Genomic DNA, 26,979 nt, shown 5'->3' on the forward strand with positions numbered 1-26,979 from the left:
GGCGAACCGGGCGTCAAGACGATCTGGCTTGGTTTGAAGGATGTTCATGTGGCGGCGCAAACAATACGCACCCTACGTGAAATGGGGGCGCTCAACAGTTGTGTATAACGAGGTGGGTTTACACGCAAGACGCCGTTAAGGTTGAAGATCCGAATGGTTTCACTGGCCTTCCTTTTATCCGCGGGGCTCAATCCTTCCCGCACTGCAACGCTGCCGTCGCTGACAAACAGAAAAAAATGTTCGGGGTCTTCCTCGTCAGGCTTGATCACATCGGCTGGATCATATAGAGACAATTTATCTTTGTACTTTCCACAACTTGTCAGTTCATTGCATGATCCGAAAAGATTGCTCCATAAAAAAATGGTCTTTGGGTCGCGCCCCCTCTGGCGAAAATGCTCGATATGCCGCTCTTTACGAATGTTGCCTTCGCAATAGGCGCAGCGTTGATGTTGCATGTTGTCGAGTTTCTGCCAAATTTCTTTCCTATCGTCGGCAGTGAGGTCGTTCCAGTTATTCGTACCGTGCCGGTACCTGGACAGGCAGTCTGGCGCCGGACCGCGATCCAACTTACGCATGGCCCGTCTCGCGCAGCGGCAATGTGCGTTTGAAGGCTTGCAAACGGATCAGGCGGTCGCAATCGAGCATCTTCGGATGGTCAGAGCCAAAATGCGCATCCAGTTCTTTACGTAGTTCCTTGCCCTCTGGTTCTTCATGCAAATTCTGCTGAATCAATGCCAGATAGCGACTGAGCTGCCGGGCCGGCTCGACATCGGGCACCGGATCGATACCCATCACATTGGCCAGCACATCCGAGCTAGCCACGCCCATGGTTTGCCGGTCGACGGAGTTGACCACCATCCGTCTGCGTCCGCTGTCTTCGTCGGTTTCCCAATCGAGCCGGCGTATGCACCTGGCATCAATACTGCTCAGTACCTGCGGGCTGTGCGTGGTGACGATGAACTGGATATTCGGAAAGGCCCGCTGCAAGTCGGGCAGCACGGTTTGCTGCCACTCGGGATGCAAGTGCATGTCAATTTCATCGATCATGACGATGCCATGCGTCAGCAAGGCCGCCTGGTCGCCATGGTGGGCATTGAGCTTGTAGCAGCGGTAGGCAATATCGCCAACCAGCGCCAGCATATTGCGTATACCGTCACTCAGCTGGTGTACCTTCAGCTTGCCCTGCTCCGCGTGTTCAAGCACCAGGTCGTCGTGTTCCGCGCTGTATTCCAGCGCATGCCAGCCCGTATGGGATTCCAGGATGGTGTCAATGGCTTGTTGCACTGCTCGGACGGGGGCGACCAGATCGTCGGCGATAGCCGCATCGGGGCGAAGATTCTTTTCCAGATTACGAATCTGCGCATCGCGCAGGGATTTGAAGATGCGCGTATACCACTGGGCAAAATCCGTATAGCTTGACGAAGGTGCCAGACAATCGCGATAAGCCCAAGTGCGCGATAGCGATGCCTGGTCCAGTTTGTCAGCCTTGCCGGCCAGTTTCTTCTGGCTCCACAGCCGGCCCGTGCCGTAGTAACCGAGCATCGGTAAGTTGTCTGCTTTTACTTGGCCATTGGCGAATATACGATTTTCCAGATACTGTGCATATCCATACAGCTCTATTGCATCCGAAAATGCATTATTTTTTGTCTTGCTGTTTTTCTTGACGCTGTCACGGGCACGTTTGCCGTGCCATTCCAGATCGGTATAAGCTTGACTCATCGGTTCAACCGTGCCATGCGATTCAATTACACAAGGCAAGCGCCATTCCATCTGGTGCGCCGCCAGTTTTTCGCGCAGCACATCGTCGATATGGATGCCGGTGGTATCGAGAGTGATGCTTGCCAGGTCGAATCCCGCAATATATGGCCACAAGGCAATTTTGATCGCGTCGAGCAAGGACGATTTGCCCTGCCCGTTGCGCGCCACGATCACAGTCAGTTGACGATCAAACGAAAGATGCACATTTTCAAAGCAACGGAAATTCTGGATGGTGATCCGTTCGATTTTCAATGCGGCTCCAGTACAGCCAAGTGAATGGTGTCAGTGACAAAGCGAAAAGGGCTGACGAAACGTCAGCCCTTTGATTATAGTATGTTTTTTAGCGGCGTCAGTACTTGCCGCCCGGTGCTTACGCGTCCGGCAATACCACGTTTACATCAAGCACTTCCAGATTGCCCTGGCGGTCCAGCGAGATCTTGATGTCTTCGGCGTTGACCTTGGTGTACTTGGAAATGACTTCGATCAATTCCTTGTGCAGGGCCGGCAGGAAGTCGGGGCCGTCGCGGCCGGTGCGTTCGCGAGCGATGATGATCTGCAGGCGTTCCTTGGCCGCGCTGGCCGTCTTGGGCTTGGGAGGAAACAGGAAAGAAAGCAGCGCCATATCACTTCGTCCCGAAAATACGCTTGAGCAAACCAGGCTTTTCATAATTGGTAAAGCGCAGCGGCACTTCTTCGCCGAGGAAGCGCGAGACCACGTCTTCGTAGGCTTGCGCCACGTCGGTGCCCTTGAAGTGAATCGCCGGGTTGCCCTGGTTCGAGGCAGCCAGCACCTGTTCCGATTCCGGAATGATGCCCACCAGCGGGATGCGCAGGATTTCCTGCACGTCCTGGTAGGACAGCATTTCTTCCGACTCCACCCGTTTTGGCGCATAGCGGGTAATCAGCAAATGCTCCTTGACCGGCTCGCCGCCGGTCTGCGCGCGGCGCGACTTGGCTTGCAGGATACCCAGGATGCGGTCCGAATCGCGCACCGACGATACTTCAGGGTTGGTGACGATAATGGCTTCATCGGCGAACGTGAGCGCCATCAGCGCACCATGTTCGATGCCGGCCGGCGAATCACAGATAATGAATTCGAAGCCCATGTTGATCAGGTCATTCAGCACGCGTTCCACGCCTTCTTCGCTCAGCGCGTCCTTGTCGCGCGTTTGCGAGGCCGGCAGGATGAACAGGTTGTCGCAGTGCTTGTCCTTGATCAAAGCCTGGTTCAGGGTCGCTTCTTTATTGATCACATTGATCAGGTCATAGACCACGCGGCGCTCGCAACCCATGATCAGGTCGAGATTGCGCAGGCCCACGTCGAAGTCGAGCACGGCTGTCTTGTGGCCGCGCAGGGCCAGGCCAGTGGAAAAACTGGCGCTGGAGGTGGTTTTACCGACACCGCCCTTGCCGGACGTCACAACAATAATTCTTGCCACAAATAATCCTTTTCAGATGTCTCTTTGAGTTGTGCAGTTCAAGAGCGGTTGACGGGGGTGACCGGTTTCATGGAGTGTATCTCGATTCTGTCGCCAGCCAGGCGAATTTGCGCCGGTCCACCCTTCATTTCCGGCGTAAAACCGTCCTCGAAGGTGCGGTAGACGCCGGCGATCGACACCAGTTCCGGCTCCATCGCCAGCGCGAAGATGCGCGCCAGCGGATTGCCGGAGGCGCCGGCCAGCGCGCGTCCGTACAGCGAAGAATATACATGGATGCTACCGTCGGCGATGATCTCGGCGCCATTGTTGACGACCGCCGTGATGATCAGGTCGCAGCCGCGTGCGTAGATGCGCTGGCCGGCGCGCACCGGCGTGTCGATCACCATCACCTGCGCTTCGGCGCCGGACTCGGCGGCAATGGTCGGGCCATCCTTGGCTGGTGCATCGTCGCGCGTCTTGCCGCTGTCCAGGCTCAGGCCCTGCGCCAGGATGGCGTCGTGCATCGCGGGCGCGGCATTGCGCACGGCAACCGCGTTCAGACGGTATTTTTTCAGCAAGGCCACCAGCGCGCCCCAGTCGACCGCAGTGTCGCCGGGCGCCAGGTCGGCCACGTCGAGCACCGCCAGGTCGTCCTCGAAAAAGTCGGCCACTCCGCCCGTCATGTCGTGCAGCGCCGCATCGAGCGCCTGCGTATCTGCGCCATGCACGATGGCCGAGACGGCAACGACAGTGGAAATCTTGATTTCAATCGGCTTCTGCGGCAGGCTTTTGGACATAAACATTGTTCAGAGTGAAACTGCGGGAGGCCACGTGCTTGATCGATTCACATGGAAAGCAGTAAATTTCTTGCATTCTACTGCAAAAAAAACGGCCTTAGGGGCTGCACGGATGCTATTCCGTAGAGCAACATGTGCTGGGTGCCAAAAAATCAGGGCGACGCCCGGAAAACCCGTGGCGTCGCCCTGGAAGCAGCCGTGCATGCGGCCCAGTGATGTTTGCTCAGCGCCAGCGCCTGGTTTCCCGTGTCTTGTTTAATTGCTGACGGCTGAAACTTGCTGCCGCGATGATCCGGCGCGCATCTGCCTGGCTGCCTCCACCATATTGGCCAGGGCCGCTTCGGTTTCCTGCCAACCACGCGTTTTCAGGCCGCAATCGGGGTTCACCCACAGATTGGCTGGCGGAATTACCGCGCTGGCTTTTTGCAGCAGGCGCACCATTTCGCCGGTCGACGGGATGCGCGGCGAGTGGATGTCGTACACGCCGGGGCCGATCTCGTTCGGATACCGGAACTGGCCAAAGCCGGTCAGCAATTCCATGTCCGAGCGGCTCGTTTCAATGGTGATCACGTCGGCATCCATGGCGGCGATCTGCGGCAGGATGTCGTTAAATTGCGCATAGCACATATGGGTATGGATCTGCGTGCTGTCGCCCACGCTTGAGGCCGAGATGCGAAACGCGCGCGTGGCCCAGTCGAGATAGGCATCCCACTGGCTGCGGCGCAGCGGCAAGCCTTCGCGGATGGCCGGCTCGTCGATCTGGATAATGCCGATGCCGGCCGCCTCCAGGTCGGCTACTTCATCGCGGATGGCCAGCGCGATCTGCAGCGCGGTGCGGGCGCGCGGCTGGTCGTCGCGTACAAACGACCATTGCAGGATGGTGACCGGGCCGGTCAGCATGCCTTTCATCGGTTTGGCGGTCAGGCTTTGCGCATGCACCGTCCAGGCCACCGTCATGGCGGCAGGGCGCTGCACGTCGCCATAGATGACGGGCGGCTTGACGCAGCGCGAACCGTACGATTGCACCCAGCCGTAACGAGTAAACAAGAAGCCGTCGAGCTGCTCGCCAAAGTATTCCACCATGTCATTGCGTTCGGCTTCGCCGTGCACCAGCACGTCCAGCCCCAGCACTTCCTGGCGGCTGACGGCGTGGGCGATCTCGGCGCGCATGCTGCTTTCATAGTCGGTGGCCGCCAGTTCGCCGCGCTTGAAGCTGGCACGGGCGGCGCGGATGGCGCTCGTTTGCGGGAAGGAACCGATGGTAGTGGTGGGAAAGTCGGGCAACTGGAATCGCGCGCGCTGCAGCGCCTGGCGCAGCGCAAAGCCAGAGTCGCGCCGGTCAGCGCTTGGCGATAATTGCTGCAGGCGCTGCGCCACTGTTGGGCGGTGCACGCGCTCGCTGGTGCGGCGGCCGGCCAGGGCCAGGCGCGAGACGGCCAGCGCGGCGCTGTCGCCATGGCCTGACAGCACATCTTTCAACACCGCCACTTCCACCAGTTTTTCGGTGGCAAACGCCAGCCATGATTTGAGCTCGGGTTCCAGATCCGTTTCTTGCGCCAGAGTAAATGGCGTATGCAACAGCGAACACGATGGCGCCAGCCACAGCTTGCCGCCGCGCTTTTCAAGCAGTGGCTGCAGCACGGCGATGGCGGCATCGAGATCGGTACGCCAGATATTGCGGCCATCGACAATGCCGATCGACAGCACTTTATGGGCCGGCAGCCAGTCGGTCACGCTGATCAGCTCATGCGGCGCGCGGATGCCGTCCACGTGCAGGCCGGCCACCGGCAGGCGGCAGGCCAGGCTGAGGTTTTCTTCCAGTGGTGAAAAATAGGTTGCCAGCAAAATATTTACGCCCACCTGATTCAACTGCCAATAGGTGCTTTCAAACGCGCTGCGCCAGGCGTTGGGCAAGTCCAGGCCCAGGACAGGTTCGTCGACCTGCACCCAGCTGACACCTTGCTGCTTCAGGCGTTCGAGCACGGCGCCATAGACCGGCAGCAATTGTTCCAGCAGGGCCAGGCGGTTGAAACCGGCGGTTTTTTCCTTGCCCAGCCATAAAAAGGTCAACGGGCCGATCAGCACCGCTTTCACCGGGTAGCCCAGGGCTTGTGCTTCTGCCACTTCCTGGAACAGGCGATCGCACGCCAGCGAAAACTGTGTAGCTGGTGAAAATTCCGGCACCAGGTAGTGATAATTGGTATCGAACCATTTCGTCATTTCCAGCGCATAATTGCTCGCGTCAGGTGCGGTATCGGCATGGCCGTGACTGCAGCCGGCAGGTTCTGCATGTCCGGCATGGTGGTCTGCGCCGCGCGCCATCTTGAAATAGCGCGACAGTGGCGACTGTTGCTGGTCGAACTGGAAGCGGGCCGGCTCGCAGCCCAGCAGTTGTATATGGTTGGCGACCTGGTCATAAAAGGCGAAATCGCCCACGGTCACATAGTCGAGACCGGCTTCGCGCTGCAAGGCCCAGTGGCGTGCGCGCAGTTGCTTGCCGGTGTCTTCCAGCGCGGCCTCCGACACCACGCCACGCCAGTGGCCTTCCAGCGCAAATTTCAGTTCACGCTGGGCGCCGATACGGGGAAAACCAAGAATATGTGAGCAGATCGTCATGATGTCATCGAGATTTAATGTTGATAGGCTAGAGTGTGCGGCAATCTGTTCTATAATAAAAACGAAACTTTTTACCGATTAGCATGAAAAAAATTCACCATAGTAAGGGCCCATGTTGGAAATTCGCCATTTGCGCACCCTGAGCGCCTTGCGCTCGTCCGGCAGCCTGGTGCGCGCGGCACAATTGCTGAACCTGACGCAGTCGGCGCTGTCGCACCAGATCCGCCTGCTGGAGGATCGCTACCAGGCGCCGCTGTTCGAACGCAAGTCGGTGCCGATCGCATTTACGGCCACCGGCAGCCGTTTGCTGGAACTTGCCGACAAGCTGCTGCCCGAGATCGAACTGGCCGAGCGCGACGTGGCGCGCCTGTCGCAGGGCGATACGGGCCAGTTGCGCGTGGCGCTCGAATGCCATACCTGCTTCGACTGGCTGATGCCGGTAATGGATGCGTTTCGCCAGCGCTGGCCGGAAGTGGAGATCGACCTGGTGTCGGGCTTTCACAGCGAGCCGGCCGAGCTGCTGCGCTCGGGGGAGGCCGATCTGGTGATCGGTTCGCCGTATGGCCCTGACTTCACGGTGTTTCCGCTGTTCCGCTTTGAAATACTGGTGGTGATGGCGCAAAAGCACCGGCTGCAGGCGCAGCGCCGGTTGGCGGCGTCTGACTTCACGGGCGAGACCCTGATTACCTACCCGGTGCCGGAAGAGCGCATCGACCTGATCCGCGAAGTGTTGCGCCCGAACGGCATCGCCTTCGAGCGCCGTACGGCCGAGCTGACGGTGGCGGTGCTGCAACTGGTGGCCAGCCGGCGCGGCATCGCCGCTCTTCCGAACTGGGCCATCAAGAACTACGTCGACTACGATTATGTGGTGGCGCGGCCGGTCGGCGAGCACGGCTTGTGGAGCGACCTGTTTGTTTCCGTGCCACCCGCGCTGGAGGACAAGGCCTATGTGCGAGACTTTGTCAGCGTGATACGTGAACAGTGTGCGGCCTCGCTGGACGGTATCAAGTTGCTGTCCTGATGATCGTTCACTTGGAAACAATCCAACAGAGAGCTTGAGCGAGATCAAGGGATTGCAAGGCAGCGCCGCTTAAAGTTGAGTACTGTGCGGCGCAACATGCGCTGCTGTCATTTGAGGAGGTATGCAATGTTTTCATATTCCGAACAGCTATCCCAGGCCGCCAAGGCAATCTGCACCACCCAACTGAGCAGTGCCCAGGCTGTGACCGAAACGGCGTATCAAGGCGGCGCCCGGCTGATCGAACTGCAGCTCGATGCAGCCCGCTCGGCACTCGCTGCCAGCACCGTAGCGGCGCAGCAATTGCTGTCCGCACGCGATCCGAAGCCGCTGTTGCAACTGTCGCGTACGCAGTCGCAACTGGCCATGGAACGCATCGGTTCCTATGGTCGCCAGGCAAAGGAAGTTACTCAGGAAAACCAGGAAAATTTCACCGCTGTGACAAAGGGTGAGTTTGCTGCATCGCGTCAAAAATTTGGTGAATTGCTGCATGCGCTGAAGGAGACTCCGTTCCCGCTAATAAATCCGTTCAATAATTTTCTAAAAAGCCCTTTCGGTGCTGCCGATGAAGGGTATGATAAAAACACGCGTCCTGATCATTGACAGGAACTGCGCGGCCCGGCAGCGGCTATCCGCCGCGCCAGGCCGCCCGCCATCACCGCCAGGCCGGCTGCCATGATTGTCGGCCACGCCAGTGGTGCGACTGAAGCAACAACGCAGGTAGTGATGCAGCTGTTTGCGTCTTCCCGGATTCATCAACACCTTGGCCGTCATGGCCAGCATATCGGAGAAATAAATGGATGATGTCGTAATCGTGGCCGCTGGCCGTACCGCAGTGGGCAAATTCGGTGGCAGCCTGGCCAAGATTCCTGCGTCCGAACTGGGCGCACACGTGATCAAGGGTTTGCTGGCGCAAACCGGCATCGACCCGAACCTGATCAGCGAAGCGATCCTGGGCCAGGTACTGACGGCCGGTGTCGGCCAGAACGCCGCGCGCCAGGCTGTCATCAAGGCCGGCCTGCCGAGCGCCATTCCCGCTTTCACCATCAACAAGGTGTGCGGCAGCGGCCTGAAAGCCACCCACCTGGCGGCGCAGGCCATCAAGTGCGGCGACGCCAGCATCATCATCGCCGGCGGCCAGGAAAACATGAGCGCCTCGCCACACGTGATGAACGGCTCGCGCGACGGTTTCCGCATGGGCGACTTCAAGATGACCGACACCATGATCGTCGATGGCCTGTGGGACGTCTACAACCAGTACCACATGGGCATCACGGCGGAAAACGTCGCCAAGAAATACGAAGTGTCGCGTGCCGAGCAGGACGAATTCGCGCTGCAATCGCAACTGAAGGCCGAAGCGGCGCAAAAAGCGGGCAAGTTCAAGGATGAAATCCTGCCGCTGGAAATCGCCAGCAAAAAGGGCACGATCGTGTTCGACAGCGACGAATACATCAAGCCGGGCTCGACCCTGGAGTCCCTGGCCGGCCTTCGTCCTGCGTTCTCCAAGGAAGGCAGCGTCACCGCCGGTAACGCCTCGGGCCTGAACGACGGCGCCGCCGCCGTCATCATGATGTCCGCCTCCGCCGCCAAGGAACTGGGCCTGAAGCCACTGGCGCGCATCAAGGCCTACGCCTCGTCGGGCCTGGACCCGGCCGTGATGGGCATGGGCCCGGTATCGGCTTCGCGCCTGTGCCTGAAAAAAGCCGGCTGGACGCATGAAGAGCTGGACCTGATGGAAATCAACGAAGCGTTTGCCGCGCAGGCGATTGCCGTCAACAAGGAAATGGGCTGGGATACCAGCAAGATCAACGTGAACGGCGGCGCAATCGCCATCGGCCACCCGATCGGCGCCTCGGGCGCGCGCATCCTGGTCACCCTGATCCACGAAATGATACGCCGCGACGCCAAGAAGGGCCTGGCAGCGCTGTGCATCGGCGGCGGCATGGGTGTCGCGCTGGCGATCGAGCGCGACTGATTTCCGGCGCCTCATCTCCGGCAGGCGGTGCCTGCCGGTACAAGGACAAAATTCAAATAGCAGCACGACATCGAGGGGATGAAAATGGCAAGAGTTGCATTAGTAACCGGCGGCATGGGCGGTCTGGGCGAAGCGGTATGCTTCAAGTTGGCGGCTTTGGGCTATCGCGTGGTGACCACGTATTCGCCGGGCAATACCAAGGTCGAGGAATGGCTGGCGACCACCAAGGACCAGGGCTATGATTTCAAGGCCTATCCTTGCGACGTGGCAGACTACGATTCTGCCGCCGCGTGCGTGGCGACGGTGGAAAAGGAAATCGGCCCGGTCGACGTGCTGGTCAATAACGCCGGCATCACGCGCGACATGACGTTCAAGAAAATGGACAAGCCGAACTGGGACGCCGTGATGGGCACCAACCTGGACTCCGTTTTCAACATGACGAAACCGGTCTGCGACGGCATGGTCGAGCGTGGCTGGGGCCGCATCATCAATATCTCGTCCGTGAATGGCCAGAAGGGCGCTTTCGGCCAGACCAACTATTCGGCCGCCAAGGCCGGCATGCATGGTTTCACCAAGTCGCTGGCGCTGGAAGTGGCGCGCAAGAACGTCACCGTCAACACCATTTCGCCCGGTTATATCGGCACCAAGATGGTGATGGCGATTCCACAGGAAGTGCTGGACAGCAAAATCATCCCGCAAATCCCGATGGCACGCCTGGGCAAGCCGGAAGAAGTGGCCGGCCTGGTGGCCTACCTGGCATCCGATGAGGCCGCCTTTGTAACGGGCGCCAATATTTCGATCAACGGCGGCCAGCACATGTCCTAAGCCGTAACGCAGCACCATCACAAGGCAGCTTCGGCTGCCTTTTTAGTTTGTGCTCAGCCCATCACCAGCCGCCCCGCCAGCAGCATGAACACGGTTGGCAGCACGAACTTGCCATACGGCGAGCGTTTGCCGCGCAGGCGCCGTGCCAGGCGTGCGGCCAGCACGGCGTAGACGGCGTCGAACAACAGGCCGACCAGCACCAGGGCGGCGCCCAGGCGCAGGTATTGCAGGCCCATGCTTTCGCTACTGGCGACGACGAATTGTGGCAGGAACATGCTGCAAAACAGCAGTGCCTTGGGATTGAGCAAATTGGTCAGGAAACCGCGCACGAAGCTGGCGCGCGCGCTGTGCGCGGTCGCCGGCGCTACCGTCTCTTGCACCGCCTGCGTGGATAGCGCCGCGTGCAGCAGCCGTGCCGCCAGGTAGAACAGATAGGCGGCGCCGGCCCATTTGACCCACTGCAATGCTTCAGGATGCGTGACCATCAGCGCGGCCAGCCCGGCGCCGGACAGGGCCACGTGCATGGCGCGTGCGCCGGCAATGCCCAGCGCGGTGATCAGGGCGGTGGCCACGCCACGCGCCGCGCCCGTCGCCAGTACCAGCGCCATGTCGGGGCCGGGCAATAAAAATGCGCCGGCCAGGGCCAGCAAATACATCAAAAAGGTAGAATCGGACATGGTGGCGGCAGGCAGTAGCTCAGGTAAAGGCGCCACCGTCAGCGGTGCGCGCACGGCGCCATTATGTCCTTGCCTGTTTGAAATGTGCTTGCTATTGCTGCCTGCGATGTTCTAGTATTCGGGTAGATTCCACCCGTAATAAAACAATAAATAGATGAAAATTTCAGAAGTAAGCCTGGATGCCACGGATTTGCAGATATTGAGGCTGTTGCAGGAAGAAGGACGCTTGTCGAATGCGCGCCTGGCCGATCGCCTGAAACTCAGCGAAACGCCAGTCTGGCGCCGCTTGCGCCGGCTGGAAGAAGAAGGCTTTATTACCGGCTACCAGGCGCTGCTCAACCGCAAGAAGCTGGGCATCGGCCTGGTGGCGTTCGTGCGCGTGGTGTTTGCCAACCATGGCAATGAACAGCCGTCACAGTTCGAGCAGGCCATCATGTCGATCCCTGAAATTTTATCGTGCCACAATGTAGCGGGGGAAGCCGATTATTTCTTGCAAGTGATGGCGCGCGACCTGGAAGCATATGGCGAATTCGTCTCCAACGTCTTGCGCCGCCTGCCCGGCGTGGCGGAAATCCAGTCCAGCCTGTCGATGCGCGAGATCAAGTCGTCAAACCGCCTGCCCTTGCCGCTGGCCTGAGCCCTGTCCAACATAGTGAGTAACGTCATGCCCGATACCTTGTCACCGTTGTTTCCTGCCATGCTGCCGAACCGGCACGGCATGCTGGCCGTCGATGCGCTGCACACCATTTACTGGGAAGAGTGCGGCAACCCGGATGGTATCCCGGTGTTGTTCCTGCATGGCGGGCCCGGTGCCGGCCTGTCGCCTCAGCATCGCCGTTTCTTCGACCCGCAGCGCTACCGCGTGATCCTGTTCGACCAGCGCGGTGCCGGCAAGTCCACCCCGCTGGGCGAGTGGCGCAACAACACCACGCAGTTGCTGATCGACGACATCGAACAACTGCGCGCGCATTTCGGCATCGAACAATGGCTGGTGTTCGGCGGCTCCTGGGGCTCGACCCTGGCGCTCGCTTATGGCGAGGCGCATCCCGAGGCTTGCCTCGGTTTCGTGCTGCGCGGTATTTTCTTGTGCACGCAAGCCGAGATCGACTGGTTTATCGAAGGCGTGCGCTGGTTTTATCCGGACCTGTACGAAGAATTTGCCGCCCTGATCCCCGAGGACGAACGCGGCGACCTGCTGGCCGCCTATGTCAAACGCATACTCAGCAGCGACCCGGAGGTGTATTGGCCTGCCGCGCGTGCCTGGAGCCGCTTCGAAGGGCGCCGCGTCTATCTGATGCCGCAGCCGGAGGAGAGCCCCAACGATGCGCTGGACTTGGGCGTGGGCCGGCTCGAATCGCACTATATGGCCAACCTGGGCTTTCTGGAGGAAGACCAGCTGATCCGTCAATTGCACCGCATCGCGCATTTGCCGGCCGTGATCGTGCAGGGCCGCTACGACGCCATCTGCCCGCCGCTGTCGGCATACCGTTTGCACCAGGCCTGGCCCGGTTCGCAGCTGGAGATGATCCCGGATGCGGGCCATGGCGCGCTGGAACGGGGCATCGCCTCGGCGCTGGTGAACGCCACGCAACGTTTCCAGCCGGGTCGCGGCTTCGTCTAGCCGGTACGCGGCGCGGCCTACCGTGGCAGCGCCCGCGCCTGCTACACTAGCGCCTGTGCCGGTACCGTCGTCGGCGCCAGCCTGAACCATTACCTTATCCATGAACATACAGATCGGCGACATTGGCCACATCATCCAGCTGGCGATTGCGCCTGTATTCCTGCTGACCGGCATCGGCACCATGCTGGTGGTGCTGACCAACCGCCTGGGCCGCATCATCGACCGCACGCGGGTGCTGGAAGACCGGCTCGATATCGGCTACAACGACTTTTACATGGATGAGCTCGATACCCTGTACCGGCGCACCCATCTGATCAATTACTCGATTTCCCTCAGCACGGCGTGCGGTTTTTTCGTCTGCATCATTATCGCGATGCTGTTTTTGGGCGATATCCTGAACCTGACGCTCGATAAATACATCGCCGTGTTTTTCGTGCTGGCGGTGCTCTGCCTGATCGGCTGTTTCACCTACCTGCTGCGCGAGATTTTTCTTGCCGCTACTGCCCAGCGCATCCGGCGCCATATCCGCCCGCCGCGCTGATTGCCGTCCGCCGCTCCTGCCATTCCCTATTGAAGATTGAAACCTCAGCATGCACGATTACCAACGCCCCCCCACACTGCACCGTTACGGCCAGCGCAGCGAACTCGAACTTGCGCTGAGCCTGGGCCAGTTCCGTCTGACCCCGGCCGGCAACTGCCTCACCCTGAGTTTTTCACAGGTGTGGGACAAGAAGCTGTTCGACCTGTTCGCGCCGGCCGACAGTTGCCTGATCATCCATAACACGGAAGAGTTCGGCGAACGCCTGCACCGCGCCGTGCAGCGCACCCTGCCCAGCTGGGCAGGCATCGATGGCCTGGTCGAATACGGCCAGCGCGCCGCCCTCGGCGCCACATTTACCAAGACACGCGAAGAAGCGGTAGAACAGGAATGGCTGTTCGCCTGGCGCTCGATGCAGCCGCAGGCCAGCCTGAACCCGGTGACAGTCAAGCTGGGCAACCTGGAAAACTACGCCGAGATTCGCGACAAGGATACTTACCTGGCCTGATTTTGCGCCGGCTGGCTGTCGATGCGCGCCATCACGGCGCCCATCATGCGCTCGATATCGCCGCGTATCATGGTCGGACCCAGCATGGCGGGCACATAGAAGCCCGGCATCAGCCGGCTGGAAAAGACGATGCGCGTGCCGCCCGTTTCAGGCATCGGGTTCAAGGCCCAGCGCGATTCATAGTGGCGCATGTCGCCTGAAATCAGGTCGATATCGATCGCCGTCATCGGCGTTTCCATGGCCCGCACCACCAGGTGGATCGGACGGTTCATGAACAGAAAGCGGGCCATGCCCTGTTGTTCGATCACCACTTCATTGCCATTGCGCGACAGCACGCGGCAGGAACTGAGGTCGGGCACGAATTCGCTCATGCGCTCGTAGCCGGTCAGGGTTTTCCAGACTATGGCGGGTGCCGCCTGCACCACGGCAGTGGCATTGACTTCATACATATGCTGGGCGTCGACCTCGACCCGCCTGACCTCGACCTTCAGGCGTGTCGACTCCAGGCGCGGCGCCTGCGCCAGTGCCGGGCCAGGCCAGGGCGCGGCGCAAAGTAGCAACAGGCTGAAAGTTAATCGCATCATGCAAGCTAGCCTACGGGAAACTATCGCCGGGCACAAGCTGCACGCGCCAGCAGGGTGCGCTTGCGTACCTATTTAGAACCCCCGGTCTACAGAAAAGCGCTGCGCCCGCCGGCAATGCTTGCTACCGTACGCCTGCTGGACGTCGCCGCCGCACGTTCCCTTACCGATTTGGCCTGACATGACCACCTATCCCCACCTGCTGGCCCCGCTCGACCTGGGCTTTACCACCTTGCGCAACCGCGTCATCATGGGTTCTATGCATACGGGGCTGGAAGACCGTTTTTATCACTACGGCAAGCTGGCCGCCTTTTACCGCGAACGGGCGAAGGGCGGCGTCGGGCTGATCGTCACGGGCGGCATTTCGCCGAACCGGCAAGGCTGGCTGCTGCCGTTTGGCGGCACCATGAATTTCCTCGGCGACGTGTTCAATCACCGCAAGGTGACGCGCGCCGTGCATGAAGAGGGCGGCAAGATCGTCATGCAGATCCTGCACGCGGGCCGCTATGGCTATCAACCGTTTGTTGTCTCGGCGTCCGCCAGGAAATCGCCGATTTCGCCCTTCCGTCCGCGCGCGCTGACCGAACGCGGCATCGAGCGCACCATCAGCGCCTATGTGCGCTGCGCGCGCCTGGCGAAACAGGCCGGCTACGATGGCGTCGAAGTGATGGGCAGCGAGGGGTATCTGCTGAACCAGTTCCTGTGCGCGCGCACCAACTTGCGCCTTGACCGCTGGGGCGGCGAGATCGCCAACCGCATGCGCCTGGCGATCGAGATCGTGCGCCGCATCCGCGCCGCCGTCGGGCCTGACTTCATCATCATGTACCGCCATTCGCTGCTGGACCTGGTCGAAGGCGGCAATACCTGGGACGAGGTGGTGACGGTGGCCAAGGCGCTGGAGCAGGCCGGCGTGACCATCCTCAACAGCGGCTACGGCTGGCATGAGGCGCGCGTGCCGACCATCGTCACGTCGGTGCCGCGCGCCGCCTTTGCCAGCGTGGCGGGGCGCCTGCGGCGCGAAGTGCGCATTCCCGTGGTGGCCTCGAACCGCATCAATATGCCGCAGGAAGCCGATGATATCCTGGCGCGCGGCGATTGCGACCTGGTGTCGATGGCGCGCCCATTCCTGGCCGATCCGTATTTCGTGGCAAAAGCGGCGCTTGGGCGCAGCGACGAGATCAATACCTGCATAGGCTGCAACCAGGCCTGTCTTGACCATACGTTTGCCAACCAGCGCGCCAGCTGCCTGGTCAATCCGCGCGCCTGCCATGAAACGACACTGGTGTATGCCAAAAAAGCGCAGGCCAAAAAAGTGGCGGTGGTCGGTGCCGGACCGGCCGGCCTGTCGGCCGCCACCGTGGCCGCCGAATGCGGCCACCAGGTGACGTTGTTCGACGCGGCCAGCAGCGTGGGTGGCCAGTTCAAGGTGGCCATGCAGATCCCAGGCAAGGAAGAATTTGCCGAAACCATCCGCTACTTTGAACGCCGGCTGGCGCTGCTGGACGTGGACGTGCGCCTGGGCCAGCGCGTCACGCGCGAACAACTGCTGGCCGGCGGTTTTGACGAAGTGATCGTTGCCACCGGCATCAAGGTGCGTTTGCCGGCCATTCCCGGCATCGATCACCCCAGTGTGCTGAGCTACCTCGACGTGCTGCAGCACAAGGCGCCGGTCGGCAAGCGCGTGGCCGTGATCGGCGCCGGCGGCATCGGCTTTGATGTCAGTGAGTACCTGCTGCATGACCCGGCGCACCCGCTGCCGCAGACAGTGGAAGCCTGGGCCGGCGAGTGGGGCGTGGACCTGAACGCTGCCACCGGCGGCGGCCTGGTGCCGGCGCGGGCGGCCACGCCGGTGCGGCAGATTTTCCTGCTGCAGCGCAAGGTCAGCAAGGTTGGCGCGGGCCTGGGCAAGACTTCGGGCTGGGTGCACCGCGCAGCGCTGGCCAGGAGTGGCGTATGCATGTTGGCTGGGGTGACGTATGACAGGATCGACGGGCAGGGCCTGCATGTCACCATCGGCGGCGTGCCGCGCCTGCTGGCGGTCGACAATGTCATTATCTGCGCAGGGCAGGACAGCTTGGTGGAACTGATGCCGGCGCCCGAGGCGAAGGGCTGCCCGCGCTTTCACGCCATCGGCGGCGCCGCGCTGGCGGCCGAGCTCGATGCCAAGCGGGCGATACGGGAAGGGGCGGAGCTGGCGGCGCGGCTGTAGATGATCAGCGGACGGCTGGGGTCAGACCCGGCGGGTCCGACCCCGGGGGTCAATGTCCGTGTGCGTGCTTTTCAGTATCAAAACTGTGCAGCACATGGTTGATCATGCCATTGGCCAGTTCGTGTTCGCCGATAAACACCTTGCCGGCGTTTTCCGCGCGCAGCAGGTCGGCCTCTTCTTCGCTGTGGGTGCGCACCACCGTCAGAATGGCCGGGTTCAGCGCGCGCGCCGTTTCGATCATGGCGCGCACGTGGAAGGTGTCCGGCGTGGCGATCACCAGCATGGTGGCGTGCGTGATATGGGCCTGGATCAGCACGGCCGGTTCGCCTGCGTTGCCGGCCACGGCAGGGATGCCGTCCTTGCGCAGCTGGTCGACGATGTCACGGTTTTCCTCGGCCACCACGAAGTGAATGCCGCGCTCCATCAGGGCGGCGGCGATGCGGCGCCCTACGCGGCCGTAGCCGACCAGCACCACCTGGCCATGCAGTTTTTCCTGCGGTACCGTCATCGGCAGTTCGGCCAGTGGGTCGTTGGTGCGCTCGAATTTGCGCGCAAAGTCGCTGTTGCCGATCACGTTCAGCAGCGGCTTGGCCATGCTGAACAGCACCGGGTTGAGCGCAATCGACAAGATGGCGCCGGCCAGGATCAGGCTCTGGCCTTCCTGCGGCATCAGGCCCAGCGACAGCCCCAGGGCGGCCAGAATGAACGAGAACTCGCCGATCTGCGCCAGGCTGGCCGAGACGATAATGGCGGTCTTCGGTGGATAACGCAGCGCTATCACCAGCAAAAAGGCCGCGATCGATTTGCCGAAGATAATGATGGCGCAGACGGCCAGCACTTGCAGCGGCTTTTCGATCAGGATATTGGGCTCGAACAGCATGCCGACCGAGACGAAAAACAGCACGGCAAACGCGTCGCGCAGCGGCAGCGATTCTTCGGCGGCGCGGTGGCTCAGTTCCGATTCGCGCAGCACCATGCCTGCAAAAAAGGCGCCCAGCGCGAACGACACGCCGAACAGCCTGGTCGAGGCATAGGCGATGCCAACGGCGGCGGCGATCACGCACAAAGTGAACAGTTCGCGCGAACCGGTGCGTGCCACCTGCCACAATATCCACGGGAACAGTTTGCGGCCCACCACCAGCATGAAGACGATAAAGCCGGCTACCTGGCCGAGGGTAATGGCCAGCGTGCGCCACAGGCTGGTGTCTTCCGAACCGGGCACGACAGTGCCGCCCAGGGTCCCCGCAAACGCCGGCAGCAGCACCAGCACCAGCACCGTGACCAGGTCTTCCACCACCAGCCAGCCCACCGCAATGCGTCCGTTAAGGGAATCGAGGATGCCGCGCTCCTCGAGCGCGCGCAGCAACACCACGGTACTGGCCACCGACAGCGCCAGGCCAAAGATCAGGCCGCCGCCGAGGCTCCAGCCCCACCAGTGCGCCAGGCCCATGCCCATCGCCGTGGCAACGCCGATCTGCAGCACGGCGCCCGGCAGGGCGATCTTGCGCACATCCCATAAATCTTCAATGGAAAAATGCAGGCCGACCCCGAACATCATCAGCATCACCCCGATCTCCGCCAATTGCCCGGCGATCAGCGTATCGGCCACGAAACCGGGCGTCGCCGGTCCGATCACGATACCGGCGGCAAGGTAGCCGACCAAGGCCGGCAATTTGAGGCGGGCGGCGATAAAGCCAAAAACAAGGCCGGCCCCGAGGGCGGCGGCAATGGTGGTGATCAGACCGATGTCATGGGGCATGCGTTGTGGGTTCCTTGCAGAATGGGCGGATGGGAGAAATGTTGCTCGGCGAGTAAGTATAAACGCAACAGAGCTTCAACTGGGACTTTCCTGGCGCTTTTTTGCAAAAAACCTGTGCTGCATCTTCGTCCAGGTGGCTGCGAACTCACCTCTATCCACCTGGAACTTCACCTAATTCAACAAATGACCCGACGCGTGGTCAGACCTTTTTGACGACCACGCAGCCGATCGAGTAACCGGCGCCGAACGAGCAGATCACGCCCAGCGCGCCCGTTTCCAGATCATCCTGATGTTTGTGGAAGGCGATAATCGAGCCGGCCGACGAGGTATTGGCATAGGTGTCGAGAATCACCGGCGCCTCGCCCGGCTCGGCGTCGCGGCCCAGCACCAGGCGCGCGATCAGGAGGTTCATGTTCAGGTTGGCCTGGTGCAGCCAGTAGCGGCGCACTTGCGGCACTTCCACGCCGGCCTTGGCCAGTGTGGCCTTGATCATTTCGGCGGCCATCGGGCACACTTCCTTGAACACCTTGCGGCCTTGCTGGCGGAACAGCTTGTCTGCCTGGCCCACGCCGGACTCGTCAAAACGGTTCAGGAAACCGAAGTTATTGCGGATGGCGTTCGAAAAGCGGGTTTTCAATTCCGTGCCAATGATTTCAAACTGGTGTTCGGACACGGCTGTTTCTTTCGCTTCGACCACGATGGCAGTGCAGGCGTCGCCAAAAATGAAGTGGCTGTCGCGGTCGCGCCAGTTCAGGTGGCCGCTGGTAATTTCCGGGTTCAGCACCAGCACCGCGCGCGCCTGGCCGCTTTGCACGGCGGCAACCGCTTGCTGGATGCCGAAGGTGGCCGACGAGCACGCCACGTTCATGTCGAAGCCATAGCCGTCGATGTTCAAGGCATCCTGCACTTCGACCGCCAGCGCCGGGTAGGCGCGCTGCATATTGCTGCAGGCGACCAGCACCATGTCGATATCGGCGGCGGTGCGGCCGGCGCGGGCCAGCGCGTCGCGCGCGGCAGCGACGGCCATTTCAGCCTGCAGCGATATCTCGTCTTCAGCGCGCTCGGCAATGTGCGAGACCATGCGCGCCGGATCGAGGATGCCATCTTTTTCCATTACATAGCGCGACTTGATGCCGGACGCTTTTTCAATGAATGCCACGCTCGACAGCTCCAGCGCCGTCGCGGTGCCGGCGGCGATCGCCTCGGCGTTGTCGGCATTGGCTTTTTCCGCATAGGCATTGAAGCAGGCGACCAGCTCTTCATTGGAGATCGAAAATGGTGGCGTGTACAGGCCGGTACCGCTGATGACGACTTGTTTCATGGAGTAGCTTTCAAATTGGGCTATCGGCGCGATGCCGACAAGTGAAGCAAATTCTACACAAACAGGGTGGGCTTGAGAGAGTTTCGTTGCGGGGAAGGGGGATAGTTTGTGCGAGGCGGCGCAAAGCGGGACAAAAAGAAGCAAGGCAGGGGCTGGCCCTGCCTTGTTGGTGCTTATTTTTTCAGGTCTTTTTTCACATCGGCCTGCACCACCACCGGTTCGGCCTTGGCCACTTGCACCGGCAAGCCCTTCAGGTGGTTCAGCGCCTGGGTCAGCTGGAAGTCATCCTTGCTGCCAAATTCCAGCGGCTTGCGGTTTTTTTCCAGCGCCATGATGCGCAACTGCTCTTCCATTTCGTCGTTGACAGGGGCGGCCTTGGCGCTTTCCTTGTCGCGGTCGTTGCTCAGGTGCTTCTGCAAATCGGCTTCGCGCATGCGCAGCCCGTTCAGGCCGTCGCCTTCGGCCGTTTCATCGACCAGCAGGTCGGGCACGATGCCCCGCGCCTGGATCGAGCGGCCTTTCGGCGTGTAGTAGCGGGCAGTGGTCAGCTTGACGGCGGTGTCGGCCGTCAGCTGGCGTATGGTCTGCACCGAACCCTTGCCGAACGTCTGCGTGCCGATAATGGTGGCGCGCTTGTAGTCCTGCAGGGCGCCGGCGACGATCTCCGAAGCCGAGGCCGAACCCGTGTTCACCAGCACCACCAGCGGCACATTCTTGACGGCGGCCGGCAGTTTTGCCAGCGCATCGTCTTCGGAGCGGAAAGTATAGTATTCGGCGCGGCCATAAAACACCTGTTTCGATTCGGCCACCTGGCCATTGGTCGAGACGATGGCTGCGTCCTTCGGCAGGAAGGCAGCCGAGACGCCGATCGCGCCTTGCAGCACGCCGCCCGGGTCGTTGCGCAAGTCCAGCACCATGCCCTTGATGTGCGGGTCCTGCTGGTACAGCGCCGTGATCTGGGCTGCCAGGTCGTCGACTGTGGGTTCCTGGAACTGCGACACGCGCAGCCAGGCGTAGCCCGGCTCGACCATTTTCGACTTGACGCTCTTCTGGTGGATTTCCTCGCGCATGATGGTAAACGACAGTGGCTGCGGTTCGTCCTGGCGCGCGATGGTCAGCGTGACCTTGGTGCCGGGCTCGCCGCGCATGCGCTTGACGCTGTCTTCCAGGCTGACGCCTTTCACGGGCTGGCCGTCGAGGCGGGTGATCAGGTCGCCGGCCTTGATGCCGGCGCGGTAGGCCGGCGAATCCTCTATTGGTGAGACGATTTTGATATAACCGTCGTCGCTGACGCCAATTTCAATGCCCAGGCCGACAAACTTGCCTTCCGAGCCTTCGCGCAGTTCGGCGTAGGCTTTTTTATCAAGGTAGGCCGAATGCGGGTCGAGCGAAGCGACCATGCCGGAAATGGCTTCCGTGAGCAGTTTCTTGTCTTCCACGGGTTCCACGTAATCGGACTTGATCAGGCCAAACACATCGGCCAGCTGGCGCAACTCTTCTAGCGGCAAGGCCGGCTCGACGCTTTTTTGCGCCATCGCCGAAAACTGCAGCGACACGGCGATGCCCGCCACCACGCCCAGGCCGATCAAGCCGGTATTTTTGAGTTTGCCCATGAATTGCCTTCGTCCGATGTGTTGCTGCGGCGCCAGTCCCCATGGAGCGGCGCCTGTGTGAAAGTATAGTCCTGAATCACCGCCGGCGCTGCATGTGCGCAGGTAACACCAGTGTAGGCGCAAAATTCGCGCCGAAAGCTTGCCAAATGTAGCGCTTGTGTACAACCGTGTAGCGATACTCTTGAGGGGAGTAAGCATTTGTAAGAGTCGAAATAAAGCGTAGCCAGCCGCCCTATAGTCAATCCGCATTCTCGACACGAAGTGGTTTTGCCTGCGTCTCCGGACGCAGGCTTTTTTTTATCCGGAATCTTGCATATGACCTCTTTGCTTTGCTTTTCTTCAGTACGCCGCATGACGCTGGCCCTGGTGCTGGGCGCGGCGGCCGCCACCGCCTCGGCCGTGCCGATTGCCGAGATGCGGCTGCAGGACCTGTTGCCGATGGCGCCCGATTTCAAGACTGAACTCAAGCTCAATGCCAACCAGCAGATACTGTGGCAGCAGGTAGAGAGCAAGACGCGGCAATTGCTGCGCGAGCGCCAGTCGCGCCGGGAACGCCTGCAGGCGGGCGTGCAAAAGGCGCTCGCTGCGCCCAACGTCGAACTGCGCGAGCTGGTCGCCGGCCTGGACCAGGAAGCCACGCTGAGCCTGGCCGAAGAGAAGCAGGTGCGCGAATGGTGGCTCACCGTCAACGATGCGCTCGATGAACACCAGCGCCAGGCCGTGGCCGTGTTTATCGCCGCCCAGATGGCGCGCGTGATGGATGGCGCCGCGCCGCATGGCGAATCGCGCCCACGCGAAGGCGGCGAGCCGGGCGGGCGCAGGGGTGGTGGCAAAGGGGGCATGGGCGGCATGGGCGGCATGGGCAGCGGCGGCGCGAGCATGACTTTCCCCGGGAGTTAAGGTACGCAGGGGCGATAAAAAGACCCCAGGGTGGTCAGGCAGGGCTGCGCGTGCTACATTCTTTGACGCGACGGGCTATCCGCCCGTACTTACTGACCAGCCCCATAAGGACTTACGTGAACCGATACCTCTTGAGCAGCCTGACTCTTTCCTTGCTGGCTGCCTTCGCGCACGCCGCCGAACCTGCCACGTCCGCCGCTGCAGCTACCCCCGTTTCCGGCATCGACGTGCAATATATCGACCCGGCCGTGCGCGTGCAGGATGACTTCTTTACCCATTTGAACGGCAAGTGGCTGGCGACGGCTGAAATTCCGGCCGACAAGTCGAGCTGGGGTTCGTTTGCCAAGCTGCGTGACGACACCACGCCGCAACTGCGCGGCATTATCGAAGCGACGCAGCAGGACAAGAACAAAAAGGCAGGTTCCGAAGCGCAAAAGATCGGCGACCTGTACGCCAGCTATATGGATGAAGCCCGACTCGATGCGCTGGGCGTGAAACCGCTGGCAGGCGAGCTGAACCGTATTCGCTCGCTGCGTGACAAGAAGGGCGTGCCAGGTCTGATCGCTCACCTAAGCCAGAATGGCGTGTCGACGCCGTACGCCTTTTACGTGGGCCAGGACGCGCGCGAGTCGACCAGATACGCTGCCTATGTCAGCCAAAGCGGCCTGGGCATGCCGGACCGCGATTATTATCTGGAACCCAAGCAGGCGGAAGTGAAGGCCAAATACCAGGCGCACGTGGAAAAGATGCTAGCCATGGCCGGCGACAAGGATGCTGCCGCGCACGCCAAGGCTGTGGTCGCCCTGGAAACGTCGCTGGCTGAAGTGCAGTGGACCAAGGTTGAAAACCGCGACCCGGTCAAGCGCTACAACAAGACGGCCCTCGCCAGGCTCAATGACCTGACGCCAGGCTACGACCTGAAAAGCAGCCTGGCCGCCGCCGGCATCGCCAGCAAGGTCGATTACGTGATCGTCAACCAGCCGAGCTACCTGGCCGGCTACAGCAAGGTGCTGGCCAGCGTTGACCTCGACACCGTGAAAGCGTATTTCGAATGGCAGCTGCTGCGCGCCTATGCACCCTATCTGTCGAAGAACTTTGTCGATGCCAGCTTTGATTTCTATGGCACCGTGCTCAGCGGCGTGACGGAAAACCAGCCACGCTGGAAACGTGGCGTGGCCGCCGTCGACAATGTGCTGGGCGAAGCCGTCGGCAAGCTGTACGTGGCGCAATACTTCCCGGCCGAGCGCAAGGAACACATGCAAGGGCTGGTGAAAAACGTGCTGGCCGCCTACAAGGAGAGCATTGACACCCTGGACTGGATGAGCCCGGAAACGAAAAAAGAAGCGCAAGCCAAGCTGGCCAAGTTCACGCCAAAAATCGCCTACCCGAACAAATGGCGCGATTACTCGGCACTGCAGATCGCATCGAACGACCTGGCCGGCAACATGATGCGCGCGTCCAATTTTGCATCAAAGCGCCAGGTGGCCAAGCTCGGTAAACCGATCGACCGCGAAGAGTGGGGCATGACGCCGCAAACCGTTAACGCCTATTACAACTCGACCATGAACGAGATCGTGTTCCCGGCTTCGATCCTGCAACCGCCGTTCTTTGACGCCAACGCCGACGACGCCGTCAACTATGGCGCCATCGGCGCCGTGATCGGCCATGAAATCAGCCACGGTTTCGACGACAAGGGCAGCCAGTCCGATGGCGACGGCAACCTGCGCGACTGGTGGACGGCCGAAGATCGCAAGAACTTCGCTGCCAAGACCGATGCGCTGACCAAGCAGTACGATGGCTACAGCCCATTGCCGGGCTATAACGTCAACGGCGCGCTGACCCTGGGCGAGAACATCGCTGACAATTCCGGCGTGGCGATTGCCTACAAGGCCTATAAAATTTCGCTCGGTGGCAAACCTGCACCCGTGCTCGACGGCCTGACGGGCGACCAACGCTTCTACATGGGCTTTGGCCAGGTATGGCGCAGCAAGATGCGCGAAGCGCAACAGATCGTGCAGATCAAGACCGACCCGCATTCGCCGGGTCAGTACCGCGCCAACGGCACCATGGTCAATCAGCCTGGCTTCTATGAAGCATTCGACGTGAAGCCGGGCGACAAGATGTATGTGGCCCCGGAAAATCGCGTGATCATTTGGTAAGCGTAAAGCTGTAACAAAAAGACCACCTCGCGTGGTAATGCCGTTCAGTTAAGCTGTCTGATGCATTGAATGCGTAAGGCATAAAAACGTAGAAATGGCGGGCCGGAGACGCGAGCCCGAGAAAATGCCGATGGCGGCGTTGCAGCTTCTAGCCGTACATGCGTACTGTCGTCGTCGCTGCGCCTTGCCCTCGACATTTTTCGGGCCCGCTTGGCCCGATAGGCCTGTGTGGGCGACTGAGGCCTCAATCCGTTTTGCAGGGTTACTGGCAGTGTAGGGGCACTAACTGAACGACATTACCACCGCGCGTGGTCTTTTTTGCATTCCTCCCGCAAAGTTTTTTATACCGTTTCCGCCGGTATGCTACAGTCGAAAACCGGGCCAGAAGCCTTGGGTGTTCTGACCCTTCTATTCCACACAATACAAGGACTACCGTGAATCGACATTTGTTAAGTGCATTGACCTTGAGTTTGCTGGCTGGCGTCGCCGGCATGGCCAACGCTGCTGATACCAACAAGAAAGCAGTGCCTGCCACTGCCGCCACTGCCGCCAGCGCGCCTGCGGGCCTCGCTTCCGGCATCGCCATCGAAAACATCGATCCGGCCGTGCGCGCCCAGGACGACCTGTTCCAGCACCTGAACGGCAAATGGCTGGCCGAAACCGTGATTCCCGCCGACAAATCGAGCTGGGGCAGTTTCGCCAAGCTGGCCGATGACACGCAAACCCAGTTGCGCGGCATCGTCGAAGGCGCGGCTGCCGACAAGGCCCGCGCACCGGGTTCCAATGCACAAAAAATCGGCGATTTCTATAACAGCTTCATGGACGAAGCCCGGCTGGAAAGCCTGGGCCTGACGCCTCTGAACGCCGAACTGGCAAAAATCGCCGCGCTGCAGGACAAAAAAGAACTGCCGGCCGTGATCGCTCACTTCAGCAAGCTCGGTGTGACTTCGCCGTATGACTTCAGCATTCACCAGGATGCCAAGGATTCGACCAAGTACGTGGCCGACATCGTGCAAAGCGGCCTGGGCCTGCCGGACCGCGATTACTACCTGGAAGCGGCCAAGGCCGATACCCTGGCGAAATACACGGCCCACGTGGAAAAAATGCTGGGCCTGGCCGGCGACAAGAACGCCGCCGCCAACGCCAAGGCCATCGTGGCGCTGGAAACGGAACTGGCGCGCGTGCAATGGAGCAATGTCGAAAACCGCGACCCGGTAAAAGCCTACAACAAAGTGGAACTGGCGAAACTGGCGCAAGTGGCGCCTGGCTACGACTGGAACCGCTACCTGGCGGACACCGGCATCGCCGGCAAGACGACTTATGTGATCGTCAGCCAGCCCAGCTACCTGAAAGGTTTCACGGCGATTGCCGAGAAAACCCCGCTTGAAACCTGGAAAGCGTATTTCCAGTGGCACTTGCTGCACGCTAACGCAGCCTACCTGCCGAAAGCCTATGTCGATGAAAACTTCGCGTTTTACGGCACCACCCTGACCGGCGTGACGGAAATGCGTCCGCGCTGGAAGCGTGGCGTGGGCGTCGTCGAAGGCGCGCTGGGCGAAGCCGTCGGCCAGCTGTACGTGGAACAATATTTCCCGGCCGACCGCAAGGTGCGCATGGAAGCGCTGGTGAAAAACCTGATGACGGCCTACAAGCAGAGCATCGACAAGCTCGACTGGATGAGCCCGGTTACCAAGAAACAGGCGCAGATCAAGCTGTCCAAGTTCACCACCAAGATCGGCTACCCGAACAAGTGGCGCGACTACTCGAACCTGACGGTCACGCCCGACGATCTGATCGGCAATATCACCCGCTCGCACCTGGTCAATTACAACCGCGAACTGAACAAGCTGGGCCAGCCGATCGACCGCGACGAGTGGGGCATGACACCACAAACCGTCAACGCCTATTACAACCCGGAAATGAACGAAATCGTCTTCCCGGCCGCCATTCTGCAAGCGCCGTTCTTTGACGCCAACGCCGACGACGCCGTCAACTACGGCGCCATCGGCGGCGTGATCGGCCATGAAATCAGCCACGGCTTCGACGACCAGGGCGCCCAGTACGACGGCGACGGCAATCTGCGCGACTGGTGGACCAAGGCCGACCATAAAAACTTCGCGGCCAAGACCGCCCAGTTGGTCAAGCAGTACAACGGCTTTTCCCCGATCGAAGGCCACCATGTGAATGGCGAGCTGACCCTGGGAGAAAACATCGCCGACAACTCGGGCGTGGCGATCGCCTACAAAGCCTATAAATTGTCGCTGAACGGCAAGAAAGCGCCTGTCATCGATGGCTTTACCGGCGAGCAGCGCTTCTATGCAGGCTTTGCCCAGGTATGGCGCATGAAGATGCGTGAAGCGCAGCAACTGGTGTTGCTGAAAACCGACCCGCACTCGCCAGGCCAGTTCCGCGCCAACGGCACCATGCGCAACCAGCCGGGCTTCTACCAGGCCTTCGGCGTAAAACCGGGCGACAAGATGTATCTGCCGCCAAAAGACCGCGTCATCATGTGGTAATGCCTGAAATGTAATATCCGAAGCCGTCCCGCTGTGATCAGCCGGGCGGCTTTTTTCATGTTGCAAATCGGTCGCAAACAAATATGTTTTCGCCAAGCTTGATCTTTAGCCGATTGACTTTGCTTTCTGGAAAGCCTATACCTCGCATTAGTGTGGTGCTGCATCGGGTG

General features: G+C 60.7%; 22 protein-coding genes and 1 pseudogene. 12 read left to right on the forward strand and 11 right to left on the reverse strand.

Features of this window, described 5'->3' with window-relative positions; genetic code table 11:
* Positions 1-146: 146 nt before the first annotated feature.
* The 6 genes and pseudogenes from ptuB to metE form a co-directional block, all read right to left on the reverse strand.
* Positions 147-575, reverse strand: a pseudogene (gene ptuB, locus ACQ4WM_RS08235) (retron Ec78 anti-phage system effector HNH endonuclease PtuB); the annotation flags it as partial.
* On the reverse strand, positions 568-2,010 hold the full coding sequence (locus ACQ4WM_RS08240) for an AAA family ATPase (RefSeq protein ID WP_436546225.1): 1,443 nt from the start codon (positions 2,008-2,010) through the stop codon (positions 568-570). The pseudogene ptuB and the gene ACQ4WM_RS08240, both read right to left, overlap by 8 nt.
* Positions 2,011-2,128: 118 nt before the next feature.
* Positions 2,129-2,380 (reverse strand): cell division topological specificity factor MinE, encoded by a 252-nt coding sequence (minE, locus tag ACQ4WM_RS08245; RefSeq protein WP_436546226.1) that lies wholly within the window; start codon positions 2,378-2,380, stop codon positions 2,129-2,131.
* 1 nt (position 2,381) lies between these two features.
* Complete coding sequence (gene minD / locus ACQ4WM_RS08250; protein ID WP_436546227.1) at positions 2,382-3,197, reverse strand: septum site-determining protein MinD; 816 nt, start codon at positions 3,195-3,197, stop codon at positions 2,382-2,384.
* A 38-nt stretch (positions 3,198-3,235) separates the two neighbouring features.
* A complete protein-coding gene (gene minC / locus ACQ4WM_RS08255; protein ID WP_436546228.1) occupies positions 3,236-3,973 on the reverse strand; it encodes a septum site-determining protein MinC in 738 nt (245 codons plus the stop codon).
* A gap of 255 nt (positions 3,974-4,228) precedes the next feature.
* Positions 4,229-6,589, reverse strand: a complete 2,361-nt coding sequence (metE, locus tag ACQ4WM_RS08260) for a 5-methyltetrahydropteroyltriglutamate--homocysteine S-methyltransferase (RefSeq protein WP_436546229.1) — start codon at positions 6,587-6,589, stop codon at positions 4,229-4,231.
* A gap of 112 nt (positions 6,590-6,701) precedes the next feature.
* Between metE and ACQ4WM_RS08265 the strand changes: the two genes are divergently transcribed.
* From ACQ4WM_RS08265 to phbB, 4 genes are all read left to right on the forward strand, one after another.
* Entirely contained in the window at positions 6,702-7,610 is a 909-nt protein-coding gene (locus ACQ4WM_RS08265; protein ID WP_436546230.1) for a LysR family transcriptional regulator, read from the forward strand.
* Between the two features lie 126 nt (positions 7,611-7,736).
* Complete coding sequence (gene phaP, locus ACQ4WM_RS08270; protein ID WP_436546231.1) at positions 7,737-8,210, forward strand: TIGR01841 family phasin; 474 nt, start codon at positions 7,737-7,739, stop codon at positions 8,208-8,210.
* A 193-nt stretch (positions 8,211-8,403) separates the two neighbouring features.
* A complete protein-coding gene (locus tag ACQ4WM_RS08275; protein ID WP_436546232.1) occupies positions 8,404-9,582 on the forward strand; it encodes an acetyl-CoA C-acetyltransferase in 1,179 nt (392 codons plus the stop codon).
* 84 nt (positions 9,583-9,666) lie between these two features.
* A complete protein-coding gene (phbB, locus tag ACQ4WM_RS08280; RefSeq protein ID WP_436546233.1) occupies positions 9,667-10,407 on the forward strand; it encodes an acetoacetyl-CoA reductase in 741 nt (246 codons plus the stop codon).
* A 53-nt stretch (positions 10,408-10,460) separates the two neighbouring features.
* On the opposite strand, the gene ACQ4WM_RS08285 is transcribed toward phbB, so the two are convergent.
* Positions 10,461-11,084, reverse strand: a complete 624-nt coding sequence (locus tag ACQ4WM_RS08285) for a LysE family translocator (RefSeq protein WP_436546234.1) — start codon at positions 11,082-11,084, stop codon at positions 10,461-10,463.
* A 154-nt stretch (positions 11,085-11,238) separates the two neighbouring features.
* Between ACQ4WM_RS08285 and ACQ4WM_RS08290 the strand changes: the two genes are divergently transcribed.
* The 4 genes from ACQ4WM_RS08290 to ACQ4WM_RS08305 all read left to right on the forward strand — a co-directional run bounded on the left by ACQ4WM_RS08290 (position 11,239) and on the right by ACQ4WM_RS08305 (position 13,751).
* Positions 11,239-11,721 (forward strand): Lrp/AsnC family transcriptional regulator, encoded by a 483-nt coding sequence (locus ACQ4WM_RS08290; RefSeq protein WP_436546235.1) that lies wholly within the window; start codon positions 11,239-11,241, stop codon positions 11,719-11,721.
* 27 nt (positions 11,722-11,748) lie between these two features.
* Positions 11,749-12,705, forward strand: coding sequence for a prolyl aminopeptidase (gene pip / locus ACQ4WM_RS08295; protein WP_436546236.1), 957 nt, complete (start codon positions 11,749-11,751; stop codon positions 12,703-12,705).
* A gap of 100 nt (positions 12,706-12,805) precedes the next feature.
* The gene (locus ACQ4WM_RS08300) at positions 12,806-13,246 is read left to right on the forward strand and encodes a DUF2721 domain-containing protein (RefSeq protein WP_436546237.1); all 441 of its coding nucleotides are present in this window, start codon (positions 12,806-12,808) and stop codon (positions 13,244-13,246) included.
* A gap of 49 nt (positions 13,247-13,295) precedes the next feature.
* Entirely contained in the window at positions 13,296-13,751 is a 456-nt protein-coding gene (locus tag ACQ4WM_RS08305) for a hypothetical protein (RefSeq protein WP_436546238.1), read from the forward strand.
* Here ACQ4WM_RS08305 and ACQ4WM_RS08310 read toward each other — a convergent pair.
* Entirely contained in the window at positions 13,739-14,335 is a 597-nt protein-coding gene (locus ACQ4WM_RS08310) for an SRPBCC family protein (RefSeq protein ID WP_436546239.1), read from the reverse strand. The genes ACQ4WM_RS08305 and ACQ4WM_RS08310 overlap by 13 nt on opposite strands.
* A gap of 178 nt (positions 14,336-14,513) precedes the next feature.
* On the opposite strand from ACQ4WM_RS08310, the gene ACQ4WM_RS08315 reads away from it, so the two are divergent.
* Positions 14,514-16,541 (forward strand): 2,4-dienoyl-CoA reductase FMN-binding domain-containing protein, encoded by a 2,028-nt coding sequence (locus ACQ4WM_RS08315; protein WP_436546240.1) that lies wholly within the window; start codon positions 14,514-14,516, stop codon positions 16,539-16,541.
* 49 nt (positions 16,542-16,590) lie between these two features.
* On the opposite strand, the gene ACQ4WM_RS08320 is transcribed toward ACQ4WM_RS08315, so the two are convergent.
* The 3 genes from ACQ4WM_RS08320 to ACQ4WM_RS08330 all read right to left on the reverse strand — a co-directional run bounded on the left by ACQ4WM_RS08320 (position 16,591) and on the right by ACQ4WM_RS08330 (position 21,234).
* Positions 16,591-18,300, reverse strand: a complete 1,710-nt coding sequence (locus tag ACQ4WM_RS08320) for a cation:proton antiporter domain-containing protein (RefSeq protein ID WP_436546241.1) — start codon at positions 18,298-18,300, stop codon at positions 16,591-16,593.
* A 199-nt stretch (positions 18,301-18,499) separates the two neighbouring features.
* Positions 18,500-19,621, reverse strand: coding sequence for a beta-ketoacyl-ACP synthase III (locus tag ACQ4WM_RS08325; RefSeq protein ID WP_436546242.1), 1,122 nt, complete (start codon positions 19,619-19,621; stop codon positions 18,500-18,502).
* A gap of 173 nt (positions 19,622-19,794) precedes the next feature.
* Positions 19,795-21,234 carry a S41 family peptidase gene (locus tag ACQ4WM_RS08330; protein ID WP_436546243.1) on the reverse strand — a complete coding sequence of 480 codons (1,440 nt, stop codon included), beginning with the start codon at positions 21,232-21,234 and terminating at the stop codon, positions 19,795-19,797.
* 315 nt (positions 21,235-21,549) lie between these two features.
* On the opposite strand from ACQ4WM_RS08330, the gene ACQ4WM_RS08335 reads away from it, so the two are divergent.
* From ACQ4WM_RS08335 to ACQ4WM_RS08345, 3 genes are all read left to right on the forward strand, one after another.
* Positions 21,550-22,134: a hypothetical protein gene (locus ACQ4WM_RS08335; RefSeq protein ID WP_436546244.1), complete on the forward strand. Its 585-nt coding sequence runs from the start codon at positions 21,550-21,552 to the stop codon at positions 22,132-22,134.
* A gap of 116 nt (positions 22,135-22,250) precedes the next feature.
* Positions 22,251-24,293, forward strand: coding sequence for a M13 family metallopeptidase (locus tag ACQ4WM_RS08340; protein WP_436546245.1), 2,043 nt, complete (start codon positions 22,251-22,253; stop codon positions 24,291-24,293).
* Positions 24,294-24,727: 434 nt separating this feature from the next.
* Positions 24,728-26,809 (forward strand): M13 family metallopeptidase, encoded by a 2,082-nt coding sequence (locus ACQ4WM_RS08345; RefSeq protein WP_436546246.1) that lies wholly within the window; start codon positions 24,728-24,730, stop codon positions 26,807-26,809.
* Positions 26,810-26,979: the final 170 nt, after the last annotated feature.

Origin of the sequence: Janthinobacterium longum, assembly GCF_051380735.1 — a bacterium.
Lineage (GTDB): Bacteria > Pseudomonadota > Gammaproteobacteria > Burkholderiales > Burkholderiaceae_D > Janthinobacterium.

Excerpts from the sequence above, each read along its gene's own strand:
- ACQ4WM_RS08320 (WP_436546241.1), bottom strand. The coding sequence starts at position 18,300 with ATGCCCCATGACATCGGTCTGATCACCACCATTGCCGCCGCCCTCGGG.
- ACQ4WM_RS08265 (WP_436546230.1), top strand. The coding sequence starts at position 6,702 with ATGTTGGAAATTCGCCATTTGCGCACCCTGAGCGCCTTGCGCTCGTCC.
- ACQ4WM_RS08335 (WP_436546244.1), top strand. The coding sequence starts at position 21,550 with ATGACCTCTTTGCTTTGCTTTTCTTCAGTACGCCGCATGACGCTGGCC.
- ACQ4WM_RS08305 (WP_436546238.1), top strand. The coding sequence starts at position 13,296 with ATGCACGATTACCAACGCCCCCCCACACTGCACCGTTACGGCCAGCGC.
- pip (WP_436546236.1), top strand. The coding sequence starts at position 11,749 with ATGCCCGATACCTTGTCACCGTTGTTTCCTGCCATGCTGCCGAACCGG.
- metE (WP_436546229.1), bottom strand. The coding sequence starts at position 6,589 with ATGACGATCTGCTCACATATTCTTGGTTTTCCCCGTATCGGCGCCCAG.
- ACQ4WM_RS08300 (WP_436546237.1), top strand. The coding sequence starts at position 12,806 with ATGAACATACAGATCGGCGACATTGGCCACATCATCCAGCTGGCGATT.
- minC (WP_436546228.1), bottom strand. The coding sequence starts at position 3,973 with ATGTCCAAAAGCCTGCCGCAGAAGCCGATTGAAATCAAGATTTCCACT.
- minE (WP_436546226.1), bottom strand. The coding sequence starts at position 2,380 with ATGGCGCTGCTTTCTTTCCTGTTTCCTCCCAAGCCCAAGACGGCCAGC.
- ACQ4WM_RS08310 (WP_436546239.1), bottom strand. The coding sequence starts at position 14,335 with ATGATGCGATTAACTTTCAGCCTGTTGCTACTTTGCGCCGCGCCCTGG.
- ACQ4WM_RS08290 (WP_436546235.1), top strand. The coding sequence starts at position 11,239 with ATGAAAATTTCAGAAGTAAGCCTGGATGCCACGGATTTGCAGATATTG.
- ACQ4WM_RS08325 (WP_436546242.1), bottom strand. The coding sequence starts at position 19,621 with ATGAAACAAGTCGTCATCAGCGGTACCGGCCTGTACACGCCACCATTT.
- ACQ4WM_RS08330 (WP_436546243.1), bottom strand. The coding sequence starts at position 21,234 with ATGGGCAAACTCAAAAATACCGGCTTGATCGGCCTGGGCGTGGTGGCG.
- ACQ4WM_RS08285 (WP_436546234.1), bottom strand. The coding sequence starts at position 11,084 with ATGTCCGATTCTACCTTTTTGATGTATTTGCTGGCCCTGGCCGGCGCA.
- phaP (WP_436546231.1), top strand. The coding sequence starts at position 7,737 with ATGTTTTCATATTCCGAACAGCTATCCCAGGCCGCCAAGGCAATCTGC.
- ACQ4WM_RS08315 (WP_436546240.1), top strand. The coding sequence starts at position 14,514 with ATGACCACCTATCCCCACCTGCTGGCCCCGCTCGACCTGGGCTTTACC.
- phbB (WP_436546233.1), top strand. The coding sequence starts at position 9,667 with ATGGCAAGAGTTGCATTAGTAACCGGCGGCATGGGCGGTCTGGGCGAA.
- ACQ4WM_RS08275 (WP_436546232.1), top strand. The coding sequence starts at position 8,404 with ATGGATGATGTCGTAATCGTGGCCGCTGGCCGTACCGCAGTGGGCAAA.